The organism is Thalassospira profundimaris, assembly GCF_003326675.1.
Taxonomy (GTDB): Bacteria; Pseudomonadota; Alphaproteobacteria; order Rhodospirillales; family Thalassospiraceae; genus Thalassospira; species Thalassospira aquimaris.
Map to the genome: position 1 here is coordinate 41,214 of NZ_JPWF01000016.1, position 22,385 is coordinate 63,598.

Genomic DNA, 22,385 nt, shown 5'->3' on the forward strand with positions numbered 1-22,385 from the left:
CCGACTCACTGCATTAGACCTGATATCCAACCGAACACCAATTTACTTGCAAGTAATTGTAAGCCGAATCCCAAAATCAGAAGAAAGATACCGACTTTAGAGAACCAATCGTATTTTTTCCCCTTCGCCACCTCTTTATCTGAACCTGAGATTACAACTTCATTTGATCCATCTGCCGAGATCTTTGGACGAACCCCGAAGAAAAAGATCAGAACTGCACCAATGATGTCCAAAGTCAGACCTACGGCTGCGAGCCAAGAACTCATACTCCCCCCAATCACCACATTCGTTAGTAGTTGAGCATTGGGGTAGAATGCTGCAATACCGCTAAATCCACCCACAGCTAATGCGAGGAAAGAGGCAACCGCGCATACCAGTGATATTCTACTGAATACGTCACAAAGATAATTGTGTCGTCTTTGACGCTTCCACGACCTTTCAGAGTCTGCATCAATGTCTTCAGATTTTCGATCGCTGTCTGCTTTAGAAAGTGATAGGCGCCATTGTTCTTCGACTTCCATCCATCCCAATGCTGTTCGTTCTTGAGCCAAATACGTTAAAAGAAAAGAAGACAGGGCGAACAACAAACCCAGAAAGAATGACATCAAAGGCAGATGTAAGTTCCCAATGTTAACCCCATCGTTCATTGCTTTGAATGCAGGTAAAGCCACGAACGTTCCGCCATTCAGTAAAATTAAAGCCTTAATCCCTTCTCTCGCGGTAACGAGCGCTGACTCACTAGTTGTCTGACGCCACGTCTCTGCAGAGCCTACATAGGCACGATACTTTTCTAGCTGGAGCGTCTGCCGTGAGATTGTCGCTTGGAAATGGGCGACATTTCTCTCATAGGCTAAGTGTGCATCATCTTTTTCAGCCATCTAACCCTTCCCAAGCAATCTAATTATTTTAAAGTGATATATCGCTTATTTAGATAACGCTCAGCTACAATTAATCTCTCATAAAAATTGTTAGAAAAAAGCTGCTTCCGTGCCGTCATAGGCGGCAATCACCCGGAATTCCGGCCCGTCCGAGGTCGAATGGCTTTCATACAAACAAAAACGGTCGATGGTGAAAACCCGCGAGGTCTGATCGACATGATCGGCGACCGCCTGTTCGATGGTCGCACGTGCCGCTTCGCGGTTCCGGCCGAGCGTGATGTGCGGGGTGAATTTGCGGACATCGAGTTCCAGGCAATCATCAAGTGCCAGAAGGGCATTTTCAACCCGTTGGGCAAGACGACGCATCACCGGCTGATCCTTGACCCCGGCCCAAAAGATGCGGATTTTGCGGCTTGAGGCAAAAACATCCAATCCCTGAACCTGAAGGTCAAAGGGTTCGAACGATACTTGCGCAAGGGCCTGATCAATTTCTTCGGCCAGACCGGGATCAACATTGCCGATGAATTTAAGGGTGATATGCATGTTTTCCGGGGTCTGGGCATCCAGTCCCTTGATCCCGCGCGCAAGCGGATAAAGCTCGGCTGCGATATCGCCGGGGATTTCCACGCCGACAAACAGACGCATGATGGGTATCCAATTCTATTCTGGTAGCAAAGCCGGGGCCGAAAATTGTCCCTAGCCGGTGGAGCGTCCGGGCAGCGGAAGCACATCATCCTCGCCATCAATTTGCGGAAAATTGCCCGATGCCCAGTCGGCTTTGGCCTTTTCGATGCGTTCCTTGGAGGAAGCAACGAAATTCCACCATAAATGCCGATGGCCCAGCGGCAAGCCGCCCAGCAACATCACGCGGCTTTCGGTCGCAGCAACGATATCGGGGATTTCTTCGGGCGCGACATAGACAAAGCTTTCCGGGCCATAGGCGACGCCATCGATATTGACACTGCCCGAGACCACATAAACTGCCCCTTCCTGATTTTCACCGGGAAGCAGCAATTGCGCGCCTTCGTCCATGTGAACATCAAGGTAATACAGCTTGGATTTGACCGGCACCGGTGCGGTTTTCCCGAAAGCTTCGCCCGCGATCAGACGCATGTGAAGCCCGGCATCCTCGATCACCGGCAGGTCGTTTTTCGAGACGTGATAAAAGGCCGGTTCGGATTCTTCTTCTTCCTCGGGCACGGCGACCCAAAGTTGGAGACCGTCAAGTTCGTGCACCGAATTGCGCACCGCCGGTGTTTCACGTTCGGAATGGGTAATGCCATGCCCGGCATTCATCCAGTTCAGATCGCCCGGCGTGATTTCCAGATTGCTGCCCAGACTGTCACGATGCAGAACCGCCCCCTTGAACAGGTACGTCACGGTTGCCAGACAGATATGGGGATGCGGGGGAACGTCAATGCCCTGCCCCGGCTGAAATTCGGCAGGTCCCATATGATCAAAGAACACAAACGGCCCGACCGAACGGACGTCGCGATGCGGCAGAACGCGGCGCACTGAAAACGCACCCAGATCGGCTTCCTTGCCAGTGATGAGCTTAACCAAGCGCCGCCTCCTTTATATATGTCAGGTGGGAACAGCCCGAACCGGCGGACTGTCCCGGTTTAATGTGCCGATATCACTGCCCGATTACGGGCACGGGAATGGCCATTTCTGATGGATTGCTTCGATCTCGGCCAGAACATCGTCCGACAGCGTGATCTTGGCCGACCCGATATTGGTTTTCAGTTGTTCCATGCTGGTCGCGCCGATGATGTTCGAGGTCAGGAACGGACGCGAATTCACATAAGCCAACGCCATCTGGCACGGATCAAGACCGTTATCCTTGGCCAGTTTCACATAGGCCTCGGTCGATTTGATGCCGTTTTCGGTCTGATAGCGGCTGAAATATTGCGGCCATTTGGCAACACGGGTTCCTTCGGGACGGGCGCCGCCCAGATATTTGCCAGAAAGCGCACCACCACCCAGCGGCGAATAGGCCAGAAGACCGGCATCTTCGCGGATCGAACATTCAGCCATGCCGACTTCATATTGGCGGGTCAGAAGGCTGTAGGGGTTTTGAACCGAAACCACACGCGGCCAGCCATTTTTCTCGGCCAGTTCAAGGAACTTCATCAGTCCCCACGGGTTTTCGTTCGACAGACCGATATGGCGAACCTTGCCGGCCTTTACCAGTTCATCAAGGGCCTCGAGGCTTTCCTCGATCGGGGTGAAATCTTCGTCGGCGTCATGGACATAACCCAGCTTGCCAAAGAAGTTGGAGTTACGATCCGGCCAATGGAGCTGATAAAGATCGAGATAATCGGTTTTCAGACGGGTAAGCGACCCGTCAATCGCCTCAAAGATTTGGGCACGAGTCAGACGCGGCCCGTTACGAACATAGGAAAAACGTTCAGCCGGACCGACAATCTTGGAAGCAATCACCAGATCATCGCGTTTACCGCGTTTTTCAAGCCAGTTGCCGATGATGGTTTCGGTTGCGGTAAAGGTCTCTTCCATTGCCGGGACCGGGTACATTTCGGCGGTATCAATGAAATTGACTTCATTGGCGGTCGCGTAATCAAGCTGTTCGAAAGCTTCGTCCTGCGTATTCTGCTGGCCCCAGGTCATCGTGCCCAGGCAAATCACACTGACATCAATGTCAGTACGTCCCAATCGACGGTATTCCATATAACAATCCCCTTTTGCATCCCGACGCCAAGCGGCTCCTGATGGGATGCGACTTTTCACAATGGTATGAATATATCCCGTGGCGCGCGCGATGAAACCGCCCGACATAAAAAATCTTCGTCCGCCATGGATTTATCGCGCAGTTTCAAACGATGTTAGCGCTAACAAAGCCTAGATAAACAGGGTCAGAACCCCGGTATAGCCATAGAAACGGTCGTTGCAAATTTCGCCATTGCCGTAAAAACCGGTCAGGGGCAGATCACCGAGTTCGTCGCGGATGATCATCATTTCACGGCTTTCGGTGCCAAACAGATGCGGGCCGCGCGCGACACAGCTGCAATAAAGGGCGCCGCGCGGCTTGCCCGGCAGGCGTTTTTGCAATTCCGCCAGCATACGGCGCAAATCCTGTTCGGCGGCCGCACCGTCACGACGGACAAAGCGGATGGCATCACCGGCCTGCACATCGCCACTTATGGCAATCATATTGTTGTTGGGATCAATCCCCATCAGATTACGCACAACAAAATCGCCGGTATCAGAGCCGGGCACCATCAGGGCCGCATGATAACGGCCCGATGCGATGGAATGTTCACTGCCATCGGCATCAAGTTCTTCTTTCAGGACCTCAAGTGCCGGGCGATCATCAAGCGTGGAAACAATGCCTTCGCGTCCCTCGGTCACGCGGTGAACCGGCCCGACCGGCGTGCAGGCCTGACTGATGCCGACCTGTACTGTGGTTTTGCCGTCAAACAAAACGCCTGAAAGACCGCCGTCAACAACGCGATCGGCGATCTGTGGTGCGCTTCGTTCGCCAGAAGCAATCCCGCCAACAAGATAGGTTGAGCCCATCCGCGCCAATTCGGACAAGGTCGCAAGACTTTGCGGTGCGCCCGGATCGCCATGCACCAGACCGAATATCGGTTGCAGACGATCAATCGCCTTTTGCAATTCCGGCGCATCGAGATCGGCATCGGTTTTAAGCGGCTCAAAGATATGGAATTCATCACTGGCAAAGGGGGCAACCATCACGGATGCCGCCGGCACTCCGAAATAGGCCCGACCCGATCCACACACACCAACGCCCGATGTGCCGATCCAGTGTTCAACAGAAAGCCGGGATCGCAGGAAGGTCAGGATACTGCCGATATCTTCAGCCAATGCCTCGGAAACATACAGGAAAGCCAGCGCCTGATCAGGTAGCGGTTCTTTTTCCAAAAGCTCTGCCAGTTCGGAGGCAACAGAAGCCCAGTTTTCCCCGCTGGCATGTGCAGCCCGAAATTCCGCTGTCATGTATTCTCCCGATCTAGACTGGTCTGTTGATCCGGGTCTTGCGCCCGTTTTCTCCCGTAAATGCCGATTTATTGGTCACGGCACTTTCTGTTATCTAAGCACTCGGCCAAGTCTTCGACAAGGGCCAAGGCCAATGCATTGGCAAATGTCATGACCGGCATCAGGAAATATGTTTGCGCAGCAAATCCATCGCCGCATTCAACTGTGTCATCCGCTGATGGGAGCCATAATTGCTGTCAGGATGGTGAATGGCCGCCAGAACGCGATATTTGGCCCGAACAGCGCGCATATCGGGGCGCGCATTGGGGGCAAAACCCATTACATGCAGGGCCTCGTTAAAGGTCGTGACACCGCGATCAAGCGGATCAAAGGCCAGATTATCCACAATCTGGCGCAGACGTTCGAGTTCTTCGCGCGATTGCAAAAGTTCGACGGGCGGTTCGGCCTGTCGCTTTTTAAGCGCCCGGGCTTCTTCCAGGGCGGCCCGTTCCGCGGCTAGAACGTGGGATTTTTCAACCCGCATCTTCACGTAACCCGCATCGAAATCAATGGCCATTTTCAATGCTTTACGCACTGTCACAATGGCAAATCCCGGCGGAAGGCGCAGTTGCAGGCGCGGCTTGCGACGCCAGGGACGGCCTTCGGCGGGGCCGGATTTCAAAACGATGGTTTCGCGGTCACCTTTTGGTGGATCGCCCGGATCTTCGTAATCTTCAATAGCCTTTTCCGGCACAATCAACATGACGGAACGCGCCAGATCGGCGGCATTAACACCGCGGCGCTCGGCCAGTTGCAAAACAGCATCCCGGAAAACCGACGAACAGGGGATGGTATAGGATTGCTTGACACCAGTTGCTGCGGACACGCCAGACCCTTTGATAAGATACTGATTTTATTTAAAAATAATGCGGTCTTTTCGCGGGTTACCTATCACAACAGCGATGCTGTGATCCCGGATTTGGAAAAGTGTATCTGTCGATTCCGGCCTCTGCAACTGCATTTGCAGTCAAGTTTGAATCGCTTCCGATTCATCCACAGGAAAAACAGCGACTCGAAATGTGATCCCGGAGTCGACAAAAAGGATTCAAGTCCCTGATATTGCGCCATTCTTGCAGAATCCCCAATGAATCCGCGGGGCGACTCGGCGAAAACTTATTCAACAAACTTATCCACAGGGCGCTGGTATCGGTAGAGAACAATTTTTGCCTAAATCGTTGAATCAACTGGCTTCTTTGTATGAATCACCGGTTTCAACATGGCATGACAAAAACAACGTTTCAGGTCAAGAGCCTGAAATTGCCGTTTCGGAATTCAGATCGGAACACATAAAACAACATATGCAGTTAACATGTGGAGAGATCGGAACATAACCGAAAGTAAATGGTATGTTAATTTTACAGCATCCCCGCTGTTGAGAGGGTAAAAACGGCGTTTTCACCCGTTTTTCTACCTGTTTTCAGCGGCCCACACATCACTTTAACCCATTGTTTTAATACACACTTTCAGACAATCACCTGGTCTCTCACCGGATCAGGCACGCAACCAAATTATTCGTTTCGGGTTGTTGATAATTTCTATCTACATATGCAGTTTTATTTTCTGAGGACCTCCAATTTTAGCCACCAGCAGCGTAATTTCAGAATTTGAAAGACGCCACACGCCCTGATAACACCCTGTAATACTGCGATTTTTTAGCATCTGCAAAATGGAGATGGTGAAAGCCGCGAACAGCATCCTGATCTGCGATCAAGACGATCCGTGATCAGATCGAAAATCGCCTGATGTGCCGATTTGACATTATCCAGAGGCGCAGGCACGCGACCGACACGCCATTTGGGTATAAAAAAGCCCTGTCACGGCAAGCATGACAGGGCTTTGGGGTATTGTGATTGATCAGGAGGCGTCATCAAGAAGGTTGATTACATTGGGTAGAATACGTTCGACAATTACCCCGACCCCGTCGGCATTCGGATGCATTCCATCATCCTGATTAAGGGTGGGCTCGGCCGCAACGCCATCAAGGAAAAACGGATAAAAATCAATCTCGTAGCGCCCGGCAAGGTCGGGATAGATGCTGTTGAATTCATCGCCATACGCCGCCCCCATATTGGGCGGCGCCATCATTCCGGCCAGAAGAATATCCACATCCTGCGCCCGCAGCTTTTCAATGATCTGTGCCAAATTATCGCGGGTCTGGGACGGTTCGACCCCGCGCAGGGCATCATTGGCCCCCAGTTCAAGCAAGACGGCATCAGGCTTGTCGACAAGCGCCCAGTCAAGGCGGGCCAACCCGGCCGCCGAAGTATCACCGGACACCGAACTGTTGATCACCCGAACATCATGCCCTGCGTCCTTAAGGGCGGCTTCAAGTTTCGGGGCGAAGCCATCATCATGGGAAAGGCCATATCCGGCCATCAAGCTATCCCCAAACAAAACAATGGTTTGCGGTGCTTCATCCTTGGCCTGAACTGGTGCAATCCCGCCGAACAATGCGACAAACCCCAACAGGATCGCCGACAGAACCGGTGCGAAATGCCGTTTGCGCAACCGCAAAGCAGTGAACTCGATTACAGTGCGACCTTGCCCGGAAGCCCAATTCATATCAATTCTCACCTTGTAAGCTGTCACCTTGCTGATGTGGTTACCTACCGGTTACCCTTCGACAGCGCATTCAAACCGCTAGAAGTTTGAACCAGAAACGTCCTGATCCGTAAGCTTATGTAACCTGCTTTGTTGATCTTGCAACGGACAAGCCCGATTGGACCCGATATGAGTGTGACCGAAACCACCACGATCCCGGAACAAACAGATATTTCCGCGGGCGAGAAACCCAAACAGACAATTGATGTCCGGAACCTTAAGCTGCGCCTGCAAGGTCCGGCCGGCATTGTCGAGATTCTTAAGGGTGTTGATCTGTCACTGAATGCCGGGGAACGGGTCAGTCTGGTCGGCCCGTCCGGGTCGGGCAAAACATCACTTTTGATGGTTATTGCGGGATTGGAACAAGCGCAGGAAGGGGTCGTCAATGTCTGTGGCAATGATCTGCGCGCCCTTGATGAAGACGGCCTGGCACTTTATCGCCGCCACCATGTCGGCATTGTATTTCAGGACTTCCATCTGATCCCGACCATGAGTGCGCTTGAAAACGTTGCACTTCCGATGGAGTTCGCCGGACGCAAGGATGCCTTTGAAAAGGCCCGCGCCGAACTTGAACTGGTCGGGCTTGGCCATCGTACCGATCATTATCCCGGCCAATTGTCCGGCGGCGAACAACAGCGTGTCGCCCTTGCCCGTGCGCTTGCCACCGATCCGGAGCTTTTGCTGGCCGATGAGCCGACCGGCAACCTTGATGGTGCGACCGGTGAAACGATTATTGAATTGCTGTTTGATCTGACCAAACGCCGTGGCTCCACACTGCTTCTGATCACCCATGATCCGGGCCTTGCCGAGCGGTGCGACCGCACAGTGATGCTTCGTGATGGTGAAATCGTTTCGCAGCTGGAATCGCAGTCATGAGCATGGATCAGTCTTTATCCCCAAGCGATGACCGCCTTTGGTCGATTGCCTGGCGGGTTTGCCGTCGGGAACTGCGGGGTGGTCTTTCGGGATTTCGCATTTTTCTGGCCTGCCTTGCACTGGGTGTCGGGGCGATTGCCGCAGTTGGAAACGTTTCGGAGTCCGTTCTTTCGGCGCTGGAGCGTGACGGGCGCAAGCTTTTGGGCGGCGATGTTGAACTGCGCCTGACCCATCTCGAAGCGACAAGCGAACAGCTTGAATGGCTGGAAAATAACAGCGAACGCCTTGGTCAACTGGCCACCATGCGCACCACTGCCTATGGGCCGGATCAACGCCGTCTGGTCGAGTTGAAGGCGGTTGATGACCTTTATCCGCTGTTTGGCGAGATGGAGATTGAAGGCGGCATTCCCTTTGACGGCATCCTTGATCAGAAGGACGGCATCTGGGGGGCAGTGACCGAGGCCGGGCTTCTGGAACGCCTTAACATCGCGATCGGCGATACTGTCAAACTTGGCGATATCGATGTGCAAATCCGGGGTGTGATTGCCAAGGAGCCTGACAAGGCTGTCGGCTTTTTCAATTTTGGCCCGCGCCTGATGATTGCCAAGGCTGCCCTGCCCGATACCGGACTGGTGCAGCCCGGAAGCCTGATCCAGTATTATTACGCATTGGATCTGAACGATAATGAAACACCAACCGCGTTTCGCGAACGGCTTGAAGACCGGTTCGAAGATGCAGGATGGCGCATTCGCGACACAGCAAACGCCAATCCGGGATTGCGTCGTTTCATTGAACGTTTGACCCTGTTTCTGACCCTTGTCGGCCTGTCGGCCCTTCTGGTTGGTGGCATCGGGGTTGCCAATGCGGTACGCAGCCATATCGAAAGCAAAACATCCGTTATCGCCACCCTGAAATCCATCGGGGCGTCGCATGGTCTGGTCTTGCGGATTTACTTCCTGCAAATCCTTGTGCTTGCCCTGATAGGGATTGGCATCGGGCTTTTGATCGGGGCAGTCACGCCAGCGGTTGTTGCCCCGCTTCTGGCCGGGCGGTTGCCGATTGATGTGACCCTTGGACCGGCATTGCCATCCCTGATCATTGCAACCAGCTTCGGGGTTCTGACCACATTGGTCTTTGCCCTGCCGTCGCTGTTGCGCGCACGTGAAATCCCCGCAGCACGATTGTTCCGGGCCAGTGCCGGGCTGTTTAACGGAAGTCCGGTACGTAAACGCGACCTGCCCTATATCGGTGCGCCGCTTGTTCTTTTGCTGATTCTGACGGTTTTGACGGCAACGGATCAGGCGATTGCCGTTGGCTTTATTGCCGGATCGGCCGCCGCTGTGGTGATTTTCACCTATGCCGGACGGGGGATTGTATCCCTTTCGAAACGGTTTATCACCGGACGGGATGCCTTTTCGCGCCTTGCACTTGCCAACCTGCATCGTCCGGGCGCAAGTACGGTTCCGGTGGCGCTTTCGCTTGGGCTTGGTCTGACCCTTCTGGTGACGATTTCCGGGATCGAGGGCAATCTTGATAACGAGATCAACGAGAACCTGCCGGAATCCGCCCCGGCATTCTTCTTCCTTGATATTCGTCCCGATCAGATTGATCAGTTCCGGTCCGAGCTTCTGGCCCAGAAAGATGTTTCGGATATCGAACAAACACCGATGCTGCGCGGGCGTGTCACGGCCATTGACGGGGTTGATGCCAATGATGTCGGCCCAGGGGATGATCGCTGGTTCCTGCGCGGGGATCGCGGACTTACCTTTGCCGCCACCCCGCCCCCTGAAACCAAGCTGGTGCGCGGTGAATGGTGGCCAGCCGATTATGAAGATGCGTCCAAGCCGCTGGTTTCGATCAGTGCCGATATCGGTAATGCCTTTGCGCTTGAACCGGGCGATACCATCACGGTCAATATCCTTGGCCGAGACATTACCGCCGAGATTGCCAACTGGCGCGAAGTGGAATGGCAAAGCCTGCGCATGAATTTCGCGATGGTGTTTTCACCGGGTCTGATCGACAAGGCCCCCTATAGCCTGATCGCAACAGCCCATATGCCACGTGAAATGGAAGAACCGGTGGATCGTCTGATCGGTCTGGACTTCCCCAATGTGTCGGCGATCCGCGTGCGCGAGGCACTGGAAGCCGCCAATGCCATTCTGGCCGGGATCGGGACCGCGCTTAATGCCACCAGCATGATTGCAATTGTCGCCGGTGTGCTTGTCCTTGCCGGGGCAGTCGCCGCCGGACGGCGCAAGCGGATCTATGATGCCGTGGTGCTTAAGACCCTTGGTGCGACGCGGGCCAATATCCTTTATGCCTATGCGCTGGAATACGGGATTCTTGGCCTTGCCACCGGGCTCATTGCCGCAATCGTCGGATCAGTTGCCGCTTGGTCGGTACTGGTTCTGGTGATGGGGGCCAACTGGGTTCTGTTGCCCATGACCATTCTTGGTCCGATTGGCATCGGATTGTTTGCCACCCTTGCCGCCGGTTTTGTCGGCACATGGCAGGCCCTGCGCGTTCCGGCCGCACCGTTGCTGCGAAACGAATAGCCCGCAGCATCAAACAGCATCTATCAAAACAGGGCCGATCAGATGTGATCGGCCCTGTTTGCATTTTAAAATCATTTCGATATCAAACCGGAAAACGTCACCCGGTCAAATAAACCGGTTCAGGCAATATCACGCAAGGCCCGACGCACGACCTTGCCGGTGGTTGTCATCGGCAATTGATCAAGAAACGCAATTTCACGTGGATATTCGTGGGCTGCAAGGCGGGTTTTGACAAATTCCTTGATCTCGCTTTCGAGCGCGGGCGACTGGTCATAACCGTCGGCAAGCACAACAAAGGCCTTTACGATCTGGCCACGCTGATCATCGGGCTTGCCAATCACCCCCGCCATGCGAATGGCCGGATGGGCAATCAGGCAATCTTCAATTTCGCCCGGGCCGATGCGATAGCCCGCCGAACTGATCACATCATCATCACGCCCGACAAAGCGGATATAGCCATCGGCATCGACACAGCCCATGTCACCGGTCAAAAGCCATTCACCGACAAACTTGTCGCGGGTTGCTTCGGGATTACGCCAATATTCAAGGAACATGACCGGATCGGGCGCACGCACGGCAATCCGTCCCATTTCACCAGGTGCCAGAACTTTCCCGCCCAAATCAATCACCGCCACATTATGGCCCGGTGCCGGGCGCCCCATGACGCCGGGTTTGGGCGCCATGATCGACTGGCAGGAACTGACAACCATGTTGCATTCGGTTTGGCCGTAAAACTCATTGATCGTGACATCAAATACCCGACGCCCCCAATCAAGAAGTTCCGCACCAAGCGTTTCACCACCACTTGCAATAGATCGCACATTGCAGTTGAATTTTTGCGCCACCTCATCGCCAGCCGCCCGCATCATCTTTAACGCGGTTGGCGGCAGGAAGGTATTGCGCACGCCATATTCGGCGATCAGGCCAAAGGCCGCCTCGGGGGTGAATTTTTCAAACCGGTGGGCAACGACCGGAACCCCGTGATGCCAGGCCGGCAGCAGCACATCAAGCAATCCGCCGATCCAGGCCCAGTCGGCAGGCGTCCACATCACATCGCCGTCTTGCGGAAAGAAATCGTGCGACATTTCAACACCGGGCAAATGGCCCAGCAAAACCCGATGCGCATGAAGGGCACCTTTGGGCTGACCGGTGGTGCCCGATGTATAAATGATCAGGGCCGGTTCATCGGCACGGGTTTTGACAACATCGAAATCGTCGCTGGCCTCGGCCGAGAGCGCCTTGAAATCAAAACAACCATCCGGCGCCCCATCAATCACATAGACATATTCAAGCGCGGGAAGCAGGTCCCGGATTTCGGCAATTTTCGCCGCCCCTTCCTTATCGGTGACAAGCGCCTTGGCCGCACAGTTGCCCAACCGGTATTCCAGCGCATCGACCCCGAACAGGGCAAAGAGCGGCACAGCAATCCCGCCCATTTTATAGGTCGCAATATGGGCAATTGCGGTTTCGGGGCTTTGCGGCAACAGAATGCCCACCCGGTCCCCGCGCCGGATGCCATGACGACGCATCACATTGGCAAAGCGGTTTGACAGACGTTTGAACTGGGCAAAGGTGTAATCACGGCGCGACCCGTCGCGCCTGCGATGCATCAATGCCAGACGATCCGGGTCATCAGCCCATTTGTCACAAACATCGACACCGATATTGAAATGAGTCGGCACATCCCAGACAAAATCCGAACATACCGTCGCGTAGTCATCACGACTGGTCAGCATATTTCCTCCCTGAATCTACCGCTGTTATTTGTTTTTGGCTGCGGCAAATATTGGCGACATGCTAGTGGCAAATTTCCAAAATTGGAAGAACTGCATCAGTCCTTTTCTCTGACCAGCGGATATTTCACATGCGTATGATCAGGAAGGCGGGTTCAGCAAGAAGGTGAAATTTGACGGTTGTCCGGCATCCGTCAGTGCACGGCTGTGACACCCCAAACAGGTCGCATCCGATTGATGTTGCATGAAACTTTCAAGCACACTGTTGGTCAAATAACGCGGCACTTCCCCGACACCGAATGTCGCCCCGCCGGGATTGCCGATCCATTGGGTGCCAAGCAGCATGTAGTTTTGCCAAACCGTCCCGTCGAGTTTGCGTTGCCAGACAAAGTTGGCTTCGGCAGTCCCGGAAAACAGCCGCCAACAGCGCACAATATCAGGGGAAACAACCGGTTTCCCGGATGGATCACGGGCAAAGGGTTGCCGATCCGCCCATTTCAGATCACCCGGAGTCGGGTCATTTGCAACATGTCCTTTGCCGGTCTTGCCGCCGTAAAATGCATAAACCGGCAATCCTTCGCTGGTCTTGCTGGCAGGGGCAAGGCATCCTTCGGCAAAGGGGGTGTCAGTGATGATACTGTTGGGACGGCGGGCATTGGCGGCCAGTGGCACATTGTCGATATGCTCGAAACTTGACCAGACCCAGCGATCACCATTGCCACTGGTTACCCGTTGCACCAGGTGCATCCCGACCAGACCAACGGTCACATCCAGACAGGCAGGCCTACCATCAAGAGTCTGATCCGCCCCCAGCGAGATCCGGGCTGGTCGGGTATAATAGCCGTGCGGGACCGACGGAGCAGCAGCGGCATCGTCGGGCAAAATCCGCCAAGCGAATTTCAACAATTGTGCCCCCATGTCACCGGGACCGGCGGGGGGAATAGCGTTTTCCGCGCCCTCATCCGTCTTTTCAATGACACGATCCGTTGGGGATACCTGCCCCAATGGAAATGCAATTGGTTTGCCCGAGTTGGCGAATGCCGTTCGCCCGGCCCTGGTATCCAGGCCGTTTTCCCGGATGTAACTGGTGGCAACCGGATTGATCCGGGTTTCATAGAGAACAAAATTGCCTGCCTGATCGACCAGAATATCCCCGGTTGTTTGCAGATAGCTTGCCAGCAGCAGATATCCGTCAGGCAAATCATCGGCGCAGGCCGGGTTGGGATAGCCGACCTCGGAAAACAGATCACGCTGGGTCGGGAAGCTTTGCCACAAGGCGGGTTTCTCCGGTTCATCAAGCGGCGCCATCAGGGATGTAAAAGCCTGCCATGAAAAACGGTCAAACGGGCGCTGGGCGTGATAAGCCAGAAAACGATAGATGAAATTGGCATCAAATTCCGGCACATCGACCGGTGCAACAGTGCATGGCCCGGCGTCCGATCCGTCCGAACAAAATTCGGCAGTATCGTAATCTTCGACAAAGACCGGGATTTCACCGCGTGCCGGATTGGCCGAAAGTGCCGCGTTTTGTGCGTGCGCGCCAAAGGGCATGGACAGCAGCAAAATTGCAAGACCAAGCATCACTGACATGGGGCTGGCGGCGTTGGTGGCGTTTGACATGCCTGTTTGCGTCCCTGATCCTTATCGGAGGATGATCATAAACCGGTTTGGCCAATCTGTCCTAATTGTGGAGAGTAACAATCCTGTCAGAAGCAGGGTGAACAAGATCACATAATAACCGCCCTGTCGGTTGCCGGTTCTGCCAAACCGTTGCTTTTCCCGGAAATCCTGCCATATTTTGACCATCGCAGAATTGTATAAATGATTCTGCCCACAATTGGATCAAAGAGGGATTTCAATGGCTTTTGAAACGCGTCAACGCGGCTATGACGTCTCGGTTGGCCGGTCGGCGGCCGAGATCGATGAAGGTCTCCGCGCCTATATGCTGCGTGTCTATAACTACATGGCATCCGCACTTGCCTTGACCGGTATCGTGGCAATGGCTGTGTCGACCAGCCCGACCCTGATGCAGGCTATTTTCGGCACCGGACTGCACTGGATTGTCATGCTGGCCCCGATCGGGCTTGTCTTCTTCCTGAGCGCACGTATTCATAAAATGAGTTTCGGCGCAGCACAGGCGACTTTCTGGGTCTATGCCGGTCTGATGGGCTTGTCCCTTGCTTCGATCTTCCTGGTTTACACCGGTGAATCGATCGCACGGACCTTCTTCATCACAGCTGGTACCTTTGGTGCAATGAGCCTTTATGGCTACACCACCAAGAAGGACCTGTCGGGTTGGGGCAGCTTCCTGTTCATGGGCCTGATCGGCATCATCATTGCCAGCGTGGTCAACATCTTCCTTGGCAGCAGCATGTTGCAGTTCGTTATTTCGGCTGCTGGTGTACTGATCTTCACCGGCCTGACCGCATACGACACCCAGCGCATCAAGGAAGCGTATCACGAGCATGATGACGCAACCACCGCAGGCAAAAAAGCCCTGTTCGGCGCGTTGCAGCTTTATCTCGATTTCGTGAACCTGTTCATCATGCTTCTGCACTTCTTCGGTAATCGCGAATAGAAGTGTGGTTGTCTACTGCCCCCCGGGCAGTCGCAGTCAAAACCCCCGCAGCAATCGTTGCGGGGGTTTCTTTTTGGGATCGGTTTCAAAGAGAATTTCTGCATCCGGGATCGCAAAACCAGATGGGTTCACACCGGATCGGTTTGATGTCATCCCGATCAGGACGCATCGGCCTTTTCGGCACCCTCGCCGCCGGTTGCGTCGATAATGGCCTTGCGATGTCCCAACTGCGACAGGATGTTTTCCGAACGGGTATGCCCACCCGAAGCCACACGCGCCGCCCCCTTGGCTCCGGCATCCATAAAGGCCTCGTAAGCTTGCGAGAAACCCATTCTGGCATTCGAGAGCATCTCAGTATCCTTATGGACCGTGCCATTGGTCAGATAAACCGTGGCCAATGCAAACATCGTACGTCCCCAGATATAGGGATGATCGCGCCGCGCACAGATTTTTAGCGCGGCCTGAAAGACCGGCACGACCTGGGTATCAGGAATGGTGACATCATTGACAATCGCAGCAGCAACAATGGATTCGGCAAGACCATAAGCCGTAATGGCATAAAGCGGCGCATGGGCCCGATTATTGACCATGGCAAGGGCCCGGCGATATTGCGACGCCCCGCTATCAATCAGTTTGGCATTTTCGGTTTCCTTGCCACAGGCCACCATGGCCTCTGCCATTTTGCAAATCGCCAAGGCCCGGTCGACCGGAGACCCCATCGACAATTCGAAACGCCGTTCCAGCATCTTCCAGATGCTTATGGCAAGGGTGGCCGAGCGCGCCTTCATATTGGCCACCAGAGACCAGTTCACCAGTCCGGCATACAGCGCAAGCAGCGCTGTTGATTTTGCATCAATCCTGGAAAAATCACTGACCAGTCCAACCAGATCCTCGGTCGTCAGTTCCTTTGAAGCTTCATCCTTTTGAGGCACGGCCTCACCCAGAAGCCCGGAAGATGCGCGGGGTTTGGTCTTGACCGGTTCACTGACAGGTTCCCCAGCATCACCAAGAATTTTGCGGATATGGGGCTCAAGGACACGAAGGGCACTTGCGCAATAGGTCCGGTCACCGGTTTCGGTCAGGACAAACACCCCGAACGCATAAGCAGTTGCCGCCCCCGGCCCTGCCATTTCGAAATATTCACCACGATTGACCCGTTCCTGAATATCTTCGAGATGGGTTGCCAGCCGGGCAATCTGAAGCAATCGCTGTTCGCCGCCACGTGATTTGAACACCAGCTGGGCGGCGAGCAATATCTTGAGGAATTGGGCAATATCGGGATGGTCCACCGCCCGGAAAGAATGGGTCAGCGGTAACATCAAATCATAAAGCGACGAGGCCAATGCATCACTGACCAGATGCAGGTCAAATCCGCCCACAGCATTTTTCCGCCCCCAGAACACCGCATCAGCATCAACCCGGTGCCCCATATTGAGAACATTGAGCTGGGCTTCGCGCATTGCCTGATAGTCATCAACCGCGTCCGGATTGGGCGCAAAAAGTTGATCAAGCAGGACGGACTGGCTTTCGGGGATATCAAGCAGACTGCGCGATACTTTTTCCACGACTGGGTCCGAGGCCCCGAAACCACCCTGACCGGAGGTATCCGGGCGATCAAACCGTGCAATGGCGTACAGGCATATGGGTTCATCATCCTGCGCGCCTTCATGCGCAGGTTCCGATAGATCCCCTGAAGTATCGTTGCCGGTAATCAGTGATTTGATTACCAGGCCAACCATTGACCAGAACCCAGCCATTTTTATCCTTGTTCTGACCTGGCCAGATGCGGCTTCGTGTCAGAACCTTTTTGGTATGCGCAATTCTTTGACGACCATTGTCATCGGGTTGACACAGTTGGTCAATCCTACAGCCGAGCCCATTCATCATACCCAAGTATAGATCAAATCCCCCTCAGATATGGGCCACATAGATCAAAGAACCAAAGGTCCGGCCTTCCCCTAATTCCAGGGGCGGTTGCGGGTACGGCGCGGTGATGCCGGGGCCTGACGGGTCGGCGCACCTGCCCCCCACGGACCTTTCTTCGACGGCTGCGGCTGTGACGTCATTTCACGGGGCTGTCCACCGCCATTTGCCATGGCCTGAAGCCGGGCAATGCGGTTCGCCATATTCGGATGGGTCGAAAACAGATTGTCCACGCCCTTACCCGACAGCGGATTGGCGATATACATATGTGCGGTTGCCGGATTGCGTTCGGCTTCCATGTTCGGGATGGCGTGAACACCCTTGTCAAGCTTGGCCAGGGCACTGGCCAGCCACATCGGATGGCCGCAGATTTCGGCCCCGATACGATCCGCGTCATATTCGCGGGTCCGTGAAATCGCCATTTGCACGATCATCGCCCCCATCGGCGCCAAAATGGCAATCAGGATCATGCCGATCCCGCCCAGCGGATTGTTGTTTTCGCTGCGATTGCCACCAAACATACCGGCAAACATCGCAAAATTGGCGAGGGCCGAAATCGCCCCGGCAATGGTCGCGGTGATGGTCATGGTCAAAGTGTCACGGTTTTTGACATGGGCCAGTTCATGGGCCATCACACCCGCGATCTCGTTACGATCCAGAAGTTTGAGCAAGCCGGTGGTAGCCGCCACCGCCGCATTTTCCGGATTGCGCCCCGTGGCAAAGGCATTGGGCTGCGGGTTTTCGATGATATAGACCTTGGGCATCGGAATTTCGGCATTGCGCGACAGATCGCGCACCATTGCCACCAGTTCCGGCGCAGTCCGTTCATCAACCTGACGCGCACCGCGCATCCGAAGCAACATGGCATCGGAATTCCAGTAGGCGAACACATTCATTGCAGCCGCAAACAAAAGCGCAATGATCATGCCCTGCTGGCCGCCAATCATCATGCCGACAGCACCAAACAGTGCAGTCAAACCCGCAAGCAACAAACCTGTACGCACATAGTTCATGGTCGAACACCCTTTTTCGACAAACCTTCCGAACGACAGATAAGGCAAAGTTTGCCAATGGCAAGCACCCGGCAAACTTGTTCTGCTTCTTTGCCACCGCATCGAAAACTTATTCATTGGTGTGGGAAGATTATTCCCGCCAACCCTTTGAACAAGCGAAATGATTATGGCTTTTTTACCTGCGTGACCGACATCACAGAGCAAATACCCCAGATATCAAATGGATCCAAGCAACACACCTATTAGTGGTCTTTTAATTGCATGTACAATTTAAAGATCATTGAAGGAGGTGTCATATGGTCGAGTTTCAAGGGAAAATGTCCATCGTCGGCGCGCGCTATCTGACCATGCCCAGACCGATTGATCCACAAACCGGTGAATACAGCACGAAGTTTTCGCTTGATGAATGGAAAGCCATTCAAACCAAGCGCAAGGAAGAATTCGAGACCTATCAAGCCAATGCTGAAAGTCAGCTAAACAGTTGGCTTGATGATAACGCTGAGGCACAGATCACACGCGCCTATTATCTTGATGATGAACTGGTCGCAGTGTTTGGCGAGAACAACGTCAATGTGTCCAATGGCATGAACTACGCCATGGAGTATCGCTATGCACAAAGCGATGGCGAGGATCTTGGATATTCCGGGGATCAGTTAACCCGATATGTAGAAAACCGCATCGAGTTTGCATTACGTCGCGAATATGGTGACCGATTGACGGTTAAGGACAGTTCGGCCGGAACACTTGGCACACTGGCAGATTACCGCGAGGAACTGTTTGGCGGGGATCGCTGGCCGTCCGAAGACAACATGCCACCCCTGCGCGAGATTGACTGGAATGCGCCATCTCCGGCACAGGCGGGCACCTGGCAGGGACCACTGGCCTTGATTGATACCCAGGCATTTCTCGATATACGCACGATGAGACTTGAGGCGCGGTAGGATAGGTAAAACAGCCGGACCGGCGGGGTCGGGGGAAAAAGACGGTCCGGCTGTTTCTGCAACGATGTCGGTTACTCCGCAGGCTGGTGTGCGTCAGCCCCATCAAGTGAACGAACTTCGTTGCGCCGGCCAATCATGCGTACAAGGACATAAAAGACCGGGGTCAGGATCAGGCCAAATATCGTCACGCCCAGCATCCCCGAGAACACGGCAATACCAATCGCGTGACGCATCTCGGCACCGGCACCACTGGACAGAACCAGCGGCACGACGCCCATGATGAAGGCCAAAGATGTCATAAGGATCGGGCGCAGACGCAGACGGCTAGCCTCGATTGCGGCCTGAACGGTGCCGCGTCCCTGATGTTCAAGTTCGCGGGCGAACTCGACAATCAGGATGGCGTTCTTTGATGCCAGACCTGCCAGCACGAACAGACTGATCTGGGTGAAGATGTTGTTGTCCCCACCAAACAGATAGACACCAAATACCGCCGAAAGGATGCTCATCGGGACGATCAGGATCACCGCCAGTGGTATGGTCAGGCTTTCATATTGAGCAGCCAGAACCAGGAACACCAGAAGGATACAGATCGGGAAGATAAAGATCGCCGTATTGCCCGCCAGAATCTGCTGATAGGTCAGTTCCGTCCATTCATAGGACATGCCGGGCGGCAATGTTTCTTCCAAGATCTTGGTGATCGCAGCCTGTGCCTCGCCACTGGAATAGCCCGGTGCGGCGTTGCCATTCAGGTCTGCCGAACGAAACGCGTTATAGCGCATCGCTGTATCCGGCCCGAATGTTTCGGAAACGGAAAGAACAGAACCAAGCGGCACCATATCCCCATCCGCGTTGCGTGTTTGCAGACGCAGGATGTCTTCGGGGCTTGAACGATATGGCTTGTCGGCCTGCGCGATCACCTGATAGGTGCGGCCAAAGGCGTTGAAGTCGTTGACATACATCGAGCCCAGATAGACCTGCATGGTCCGGAAGATTTCATCAACCGGCACGCCAAGCTGCTGAACCTTGGTACGATCAAGGGTCGCCTGAAGCTGCGGGACATTGATGTTATAGCTTGAAAACACGCCGGTCAGTTCCGGGGCTGCCCATGCCTTGGCAAGGACTTGTTTCATAGCATCATCAAGGGCGCGATAGCCCTGATCAGAGCGATCCTGTACCTGAAGCTTGAAGCCACCGACTGTACCAAGCCCCTGAACCGGGGGTGCCGGGAAGATGGCAACAAAGGCCTCGCCAATGGCTGCGAATTTCTGTTGCAGCTTGCCGGCAATGGCAAGGCCCGACAGATCATCGCTTTTGCGTTCGTCAAAGTCGGTCAGCGTGACAAACACAATGCCGGCACTTGAACTGTTCACAAAGCCGTTGATCGAAAGCCCCGGGAAGGCCACGGCACTTTCAACACCGGGTTCCTTAAGCGCGATATCAGACATTTCACGAATGACGTCTTCGGTACGATCCAGTGTCGCGCCCTGCGGAAGCTGGGCAAAACTGACCAGATACTGCTTGTCCTGAAGGGGAACAAAGCCCGTGGGCAATATCTGGAAGCCCTGCCAGGTCAGAACCAGCAACCCGGCATAAAGCACCATCATGATGGCCTTGACACCCAGCAGGCGTTTAACCCCGCCGGCATACATTTCCGTGCTGCGGTTAAAGAAGCGGTTAAAGCCCCGGAAGAACCAGCCAAAAACAAAGTCCATTCCGCGCGTTAGCCAGTCTTTCGGCGCATCATGACCGCGCAGGAGAACCGCCGACAAAGCCGGGCTGAGCGTCAGGGAGTTGATGGTTGAAATGATCGTCGCAATAGCGATGGTCAGGGCAAATTGCTGATAGAACTGGCCGGTCAGGCCGGAAATAAAGGCAATCGGCACAAACACACCGGTGATCACAAGCGAGGTTGCGATGATCGGGCCGGTTACTTCGCGCATGGCCGCAACCGTTGCATCGCGCGGCGAAAGACCCCGTTCGATGTTACGTTCAACGTTTTCGACCACAACAATCGCGTCATCGACCACGATCCCGATTGCCAGGATCAATCCGAACAGTGACAGCACGTTGATCGAGAAGCCCATCAACAGCATCAGGGCAAAGGTCCCGATGATAGATACCGGCACGGCAAGCAACGGAATGATTGATGCCCGCCATGTTTGCAGGAAGATCGTCACCACGATCACCACAAGGGCGATGGCTTCCAACAGGGTCTTGATCACCGATTTGATCGAGCCGCGCACAAACACGGTCGGGTCATAAACAATCGAGTAATCGAGATCATCGGGGAAGTTTTGCTTAAGCTCTTCCATGGTCGCACGCACATTGCTTGAAATATCAAGCGCGTTCGAACCCGGTGATGCAAAGATCGGAATGGCGACGGCCGGTTTGTTATCAAGCAGGGAACGCAGCGCATATTGCTGGGCTTCCATTTCGACACGGGCGACATCGCCAAGGCGCGTGATCGTACCATCATCTTCACGTTTAATGATGATGTTCTGAAATTCTTCGGGGGATTCCAGACGGCCACTGATATTGATCGGCAACTGGAACTGCACGCCACTGTCATAGGGCGCACCACCGATGATGCCTGCTGCGACCTGTACGTTCTGGCTTTGAATGGCTGCGACCACCTCGCCCGCGGTCAGGTTGCGTTCGGCAACCTTGTCGGGGTTGAGCCAGACACGCATGGCATAATCGCCCGATCCGAAGAGGCCAACCTGCCCGACGCCACTGATACGTGCCAGACGGTCACGGACATTAAGCGTCGCGTAGTTGCGCAGATAAAGCATGTCATAGCGTTCATTGGGCGAACGCAAATGCACGACCATCGTCAGATCAGGGGACCGTTTGGAAACGGTCACACCAAGCTGACGCACGATATCGGGCAGACGCGGTTCGGCCTGTGATACGCGGTTCTGGACCTTTTGCTGGGCCAGATCGGGATCAGTGCCAATTTCAAAGGTCACGGTCAGCGACAGGTTGCCGTCCGTGGTGGCCAGCGAGTTGACATAAAGCATCCCTTCAACCCCGTTGATCTGTTCTTCAAGGGGGGATGCAACAGTTTCGGCAATCTCGGCAGGGTTAGCGCCGGGAAACTTGGCTTCGACCACGATGGAAGGCGGCACGACTTCGGGATATTCCGAAATCGGCAAGCGCCACATCGCGATCAGACCGGCCAGCAACATCAGGACCGACAAAACGCCGGCAAAGATCGGGCGGTCGACAAAAAATCTCGATAGGTTCTGCATGGAAATCAGCCTTGCTTGG

16 protein-coding genes are annotated in these 22,385 nt (G+C 54.4%); 4 read left to right on the forward strand and 12 right to left on the reverse strand.

What is annotated here, in order from left to right; translation table 11 throughout:
• Positions 1-5 precede the first annotated feature (5 nt).
• The 7 genes from TH19_RS18910 to TH19_RS18940 form a co-directional block, all read right to left on the reverse strand.
• Complete coding sequence (locus tag TH19_RS18910; RefSeq protein WP_114103923.1) at positions 6-878, reverse strand: hypothetical protein; 873 nt, start codon at positions 876-878, stop codon at positions 6-8.
• A 90-nt stretch (positions 879-968) separates the two neighbouring features.
• The gene (gene thpR / locus TH19_RS18915) at positions 969-1,523 is read right to left on the reverse strand and encodes an RNA 2',3'-cyclic phosphodiesterase (protein ID WP_114103924.1); all 555 of its coding nucleotides are present in this window, start codon (positions 1,521-1,523) and stop codon (positions 969-971) included.
• Positions 1,524-1,574: 51 nt separating this feature from the next.
• Positions 1,575-2,441 (reverse strand): pirin family protein, encoded by an 867-nt coding sequence (locus TH19_RS18920; protein ID WP_114103925.1) that lies wholly within the window; start codon positions 2,439-2,441, stop codon positions 1,575-1,577.
• 84 nt (positions 2,442-2,525) lie between these two features.
• Positions 2,526-3,566 carry an NADP(H)-dependent aldo-keto reductase gene (locus TH19_RS18925; RefSeq protein ID WP_114103954.1) on the reverse strand — a complete coding sequence of 347 codons (1,041 nt, stop codon included), beginning with the start codon at positions 3,564-3,566 and terminating at the stop codon, positions 2,526-2,528.
• Between the two features lie 171 nt (positions 3,567-3,737).
• Positions 3,738-4,856, reverse strand: coding sequence for an FIST signal transduction protein (locus TH19_RS18930; RefSeq protein ID WP_114103926.1), 1,119 nt, complete (start codon positions 4,854-4,856; stop codon positions 3,738-3,740).
• A gap of 160 nt (positions 4,857-5,016) precedes the next feature.
• Complete coding sequence (locus TH19_RS18935) at positions 5,017-5,721, reverse strand: J domain-containing protein (protein ID WP_114103927.1); 705 nt, start codon at positions 5,719-5,721, stop codon at positions 5,017-5,019.
• 1,028 nt (positions 5,722-6,749) lie between these two features.
• A complete protein-coding gene (locus TH19_RS18940) occupies positions 6,750-7,457 on the reverse strand; it encodes an arylesterase (protein WP_114103928.1) in 708 nt (235 codons plus the stop codon).
• Positions 7,458-7,625: 168 nt separating this feature from the next.
• Here TH19_RS18940 and TH19_RS18945 point away from each other — a divergent pair, with 168 nt between their 5' ends.
• Positions 7,626-8,372: an ABC transporter ATP-binding protein gene (locus tag TH19_RS18945; RefSeq protein ID WP_114103929.1), complete on the forward strand. Its 747-nt coding sequence runs from the start codon at positions 7,626-7,628 to the stop codon at positions 8,370-8,372.
• Entirely contained in the window at positions 8,369-10,927 is a 2,559-nt protein-coding gene (locus TH19_RS18950) for an ABC transporter permease (RefSeq protein WP_258548043.1), read from the forward strand. Before TH19_RS18945 ends, TH19_RS18950 begins: the two co-directional genes overlap by 4 nt.
• A 119-nt stretch (positions 10,928-11,046) precedes the next feature.
• On the opposite strand, the gene TH19_RS18955 is transcribed toward TH19_RS18950, so the two are convergent.
• Together TH19_RS18955 and TH19_RS18960 are read right to left on the reverse strand one after the other, a co-directional pair.
• On the reverse strand, positions 11,047-12,663 hold the full coding sequence (locus tag TH19_RS18955; RefSeq protein WP_114103931.1) for an acyl-CoA synthetase: 1,617 nt from the start codon (positions 12,661-12,663) through the stop codon (positions 11,047-11,049).
• Positions 12,664-12,801: 138 nt separating this feature from the next.
• Positions 12,802-14,280, reverse strand: a complete 1,479-nt coding sequence (locus TH19_RS18960) for a hypothetical protein (protein WP_258548044.1) — start codon at positions 14,278-14,280, stop codon at positions 12,802-12,804.
• A gap of 238 nt (positions 14,281-14,518) precedes the next feature.
• Here TH19_RS18960 and TH19_RS18965 point away from each other — a divergent pair, with 238 nt between their 5' ends.
• Entirely contained in the window at positions 14,519-15,238 is a 720-nt protein-coding gene (locus TH19_RS18965) for a Bax inhibitor-1/YccA family protein (RefSeq protein WP_114103932.1), read from the forward strand.
• A 158-nt stretch (positions 15,239-15,396) separates the two neighbouring features.
• Here the strand turns inward: TH19_RS18965 and TH19_RS18970 are convergent, their stop codons facing one another.
• Together TH19_RS18970 and htpX are read right to left on the reverse strand one after the other, a co-directional pair.
• Positions 15,397-16,995 carry a hypothetical protein gene (locus TH19_RS18970; RefSeq protein ID WP_114103933.1) on the reverse strand — a complete coding sequence of 533 codons (1,599 nt, stop codon included), beginning with the start codon at positions 16,993-16,995 and terminating at the stop codon, positions 15,397-15,399.
• A gap of 201 nt (positions 16,996-17,196) precedes the next feature.
• Positions 17,197-18,174, reverse strand: coding sequence for a zinc metalloprotease HtpX (gene htpX, locus TH19_RS18975; RefSeq protein WP_114103934.1), 978 nt, complete (start codon positions 18,172-18,174; stop codon positions 17,197-17,199).
• A gap of 296 nt (positions 18,175-18,470) precedes the next feature.
• Between htpX and TH19_RS18980 the strand changes: the two genes are divergently transcribed.
• Complete coding sequence (locus TH19_RS18980; protein ID WP_114103935.1) at positions 18,471-19,115, forward strand: hypothetical protein; 645 nt, start codon at positions 18,471-18,473, stop codon at positions 19,113-19,115.
• A gap of 71 nt (positions 19,116-19,186) precedes the next feature.
• On the opposite strand, the gene TH19_RS18985 is transcribed toward TH19_RS18980, so the two are convergent.
• Positions 19,187-22,366 (reverse strand): efflux RND transporter permease subunit, encoded by a 3,180-nt coding sequence (locus TH19_RS18985; protein ID WP_114103936.1) that lies wholly within the window; start codon positions 22,364-22,366, stop codon positions 19,187-19,189.
• Positions 22,367-22,385 lie beyond the last annotated feature (19 nt).

Excerpts from the sequence above, each read along its gene's own strand:
- TH19_RS18910 (WP_114103923.1), bottom strand. The coding sequence starts at position 878 with ATGGCTGAAAAAGATGATGCACACTTAGCCTATGAGAGAAATGTCGCC.
- thpR (WP_114103924.1), bottom strand. The coding sequence starts at position 1,523 with ATGCGTCTGTTTGTCGGCGTGGAAATCCCCGGCGATATCGCAGCCGAG.
- TH19_RS18925 (WP_114103954.1), bottom strand. The coding sequence starts at position 3,566 with ATGGAATACCGTCGATTGGGACGTACTGACATTGATGTCAGTGTGATT.
- TH19_RS18930 (WP_114103926.1), bottom strand. The coding sequence starts at position 4,856 with ATGACAGCGGAATTTCGGGCTGCACATGCCAGCGGGGAAAACTGGGCT.
- TH19_RS18940 (WP_114103928.1), bottom strand. The coding sequence starts at position 7,457 with ATGAATTGGGCTTCCGGGCAAGGTCGCACTGTAATCGAGTTCACTGCT.
- TH19_RS18945 (WP_114103929.1), top strand. The coding sequence starts at position 7,626 with ATGAGTGTGACCGAAACCACCACGATCCCGGAACAAACAGATATTTCC.
- TH19_RS18950 (WP_258548043.1), top strand. The coding sequence starts at position 8,369 with ATGAGCATGGATCAGTCTTTATCCCCAAGCGATGACCGCCTTTGGTCG.
- TH19_RS18955 (WP_114103931.1), bottom strand. The coding sequence starts at position 12,663 with ATGCTGACCAGTCGTGATGACTACGCGACGGTATGTTCGGATTTTGTC.
- TH19_RS18960 (WP_258548044.1), bottom strand. The coding sequence starts at position 14,280 with ATGTCAAACGCCACCAACGCCGCCAGCCCCATGTCAGTGATGCTTGGT.
- TH19_RS18965 (WP_114103932.1), top strand. The coding sequence starts at position 14,519 with ATGGCTTTTGAAACGCGTCAACGCGGCTATGACGTCTCGGTTGGCCGG.
- TH19_RS18970 (WP_114103933.1), bottom strand. The coding sequence starts at position 16,995 with ATGGCTGGGTTCTGGTCAATGGTTGGCCTGGTAATCAAATCACTGATT.
- htpX (WP_114103934.1), bottom strand. The coding sequence starts at position 18,174 with ATGAACTATGTGCGTACAGGTTTGTTGCTTGCGGGTTTGACTGCACTG.
- TH19_RS18980 (WP_114103935.1), top strand. The coding sequence starts at position 18,471 with ATGGTCGAGTTTCAAGGGAAAATGTCCATCGTCGGCGCGCGCTATCTG.
- TH19_RS18985 (WP_114103936.1), bottom strand. The coding sequence starts at position 22,366 with ATGCAGAACCTATCGAGATTTTTTGTCGACCGCCCGATCTTTGCCGGC.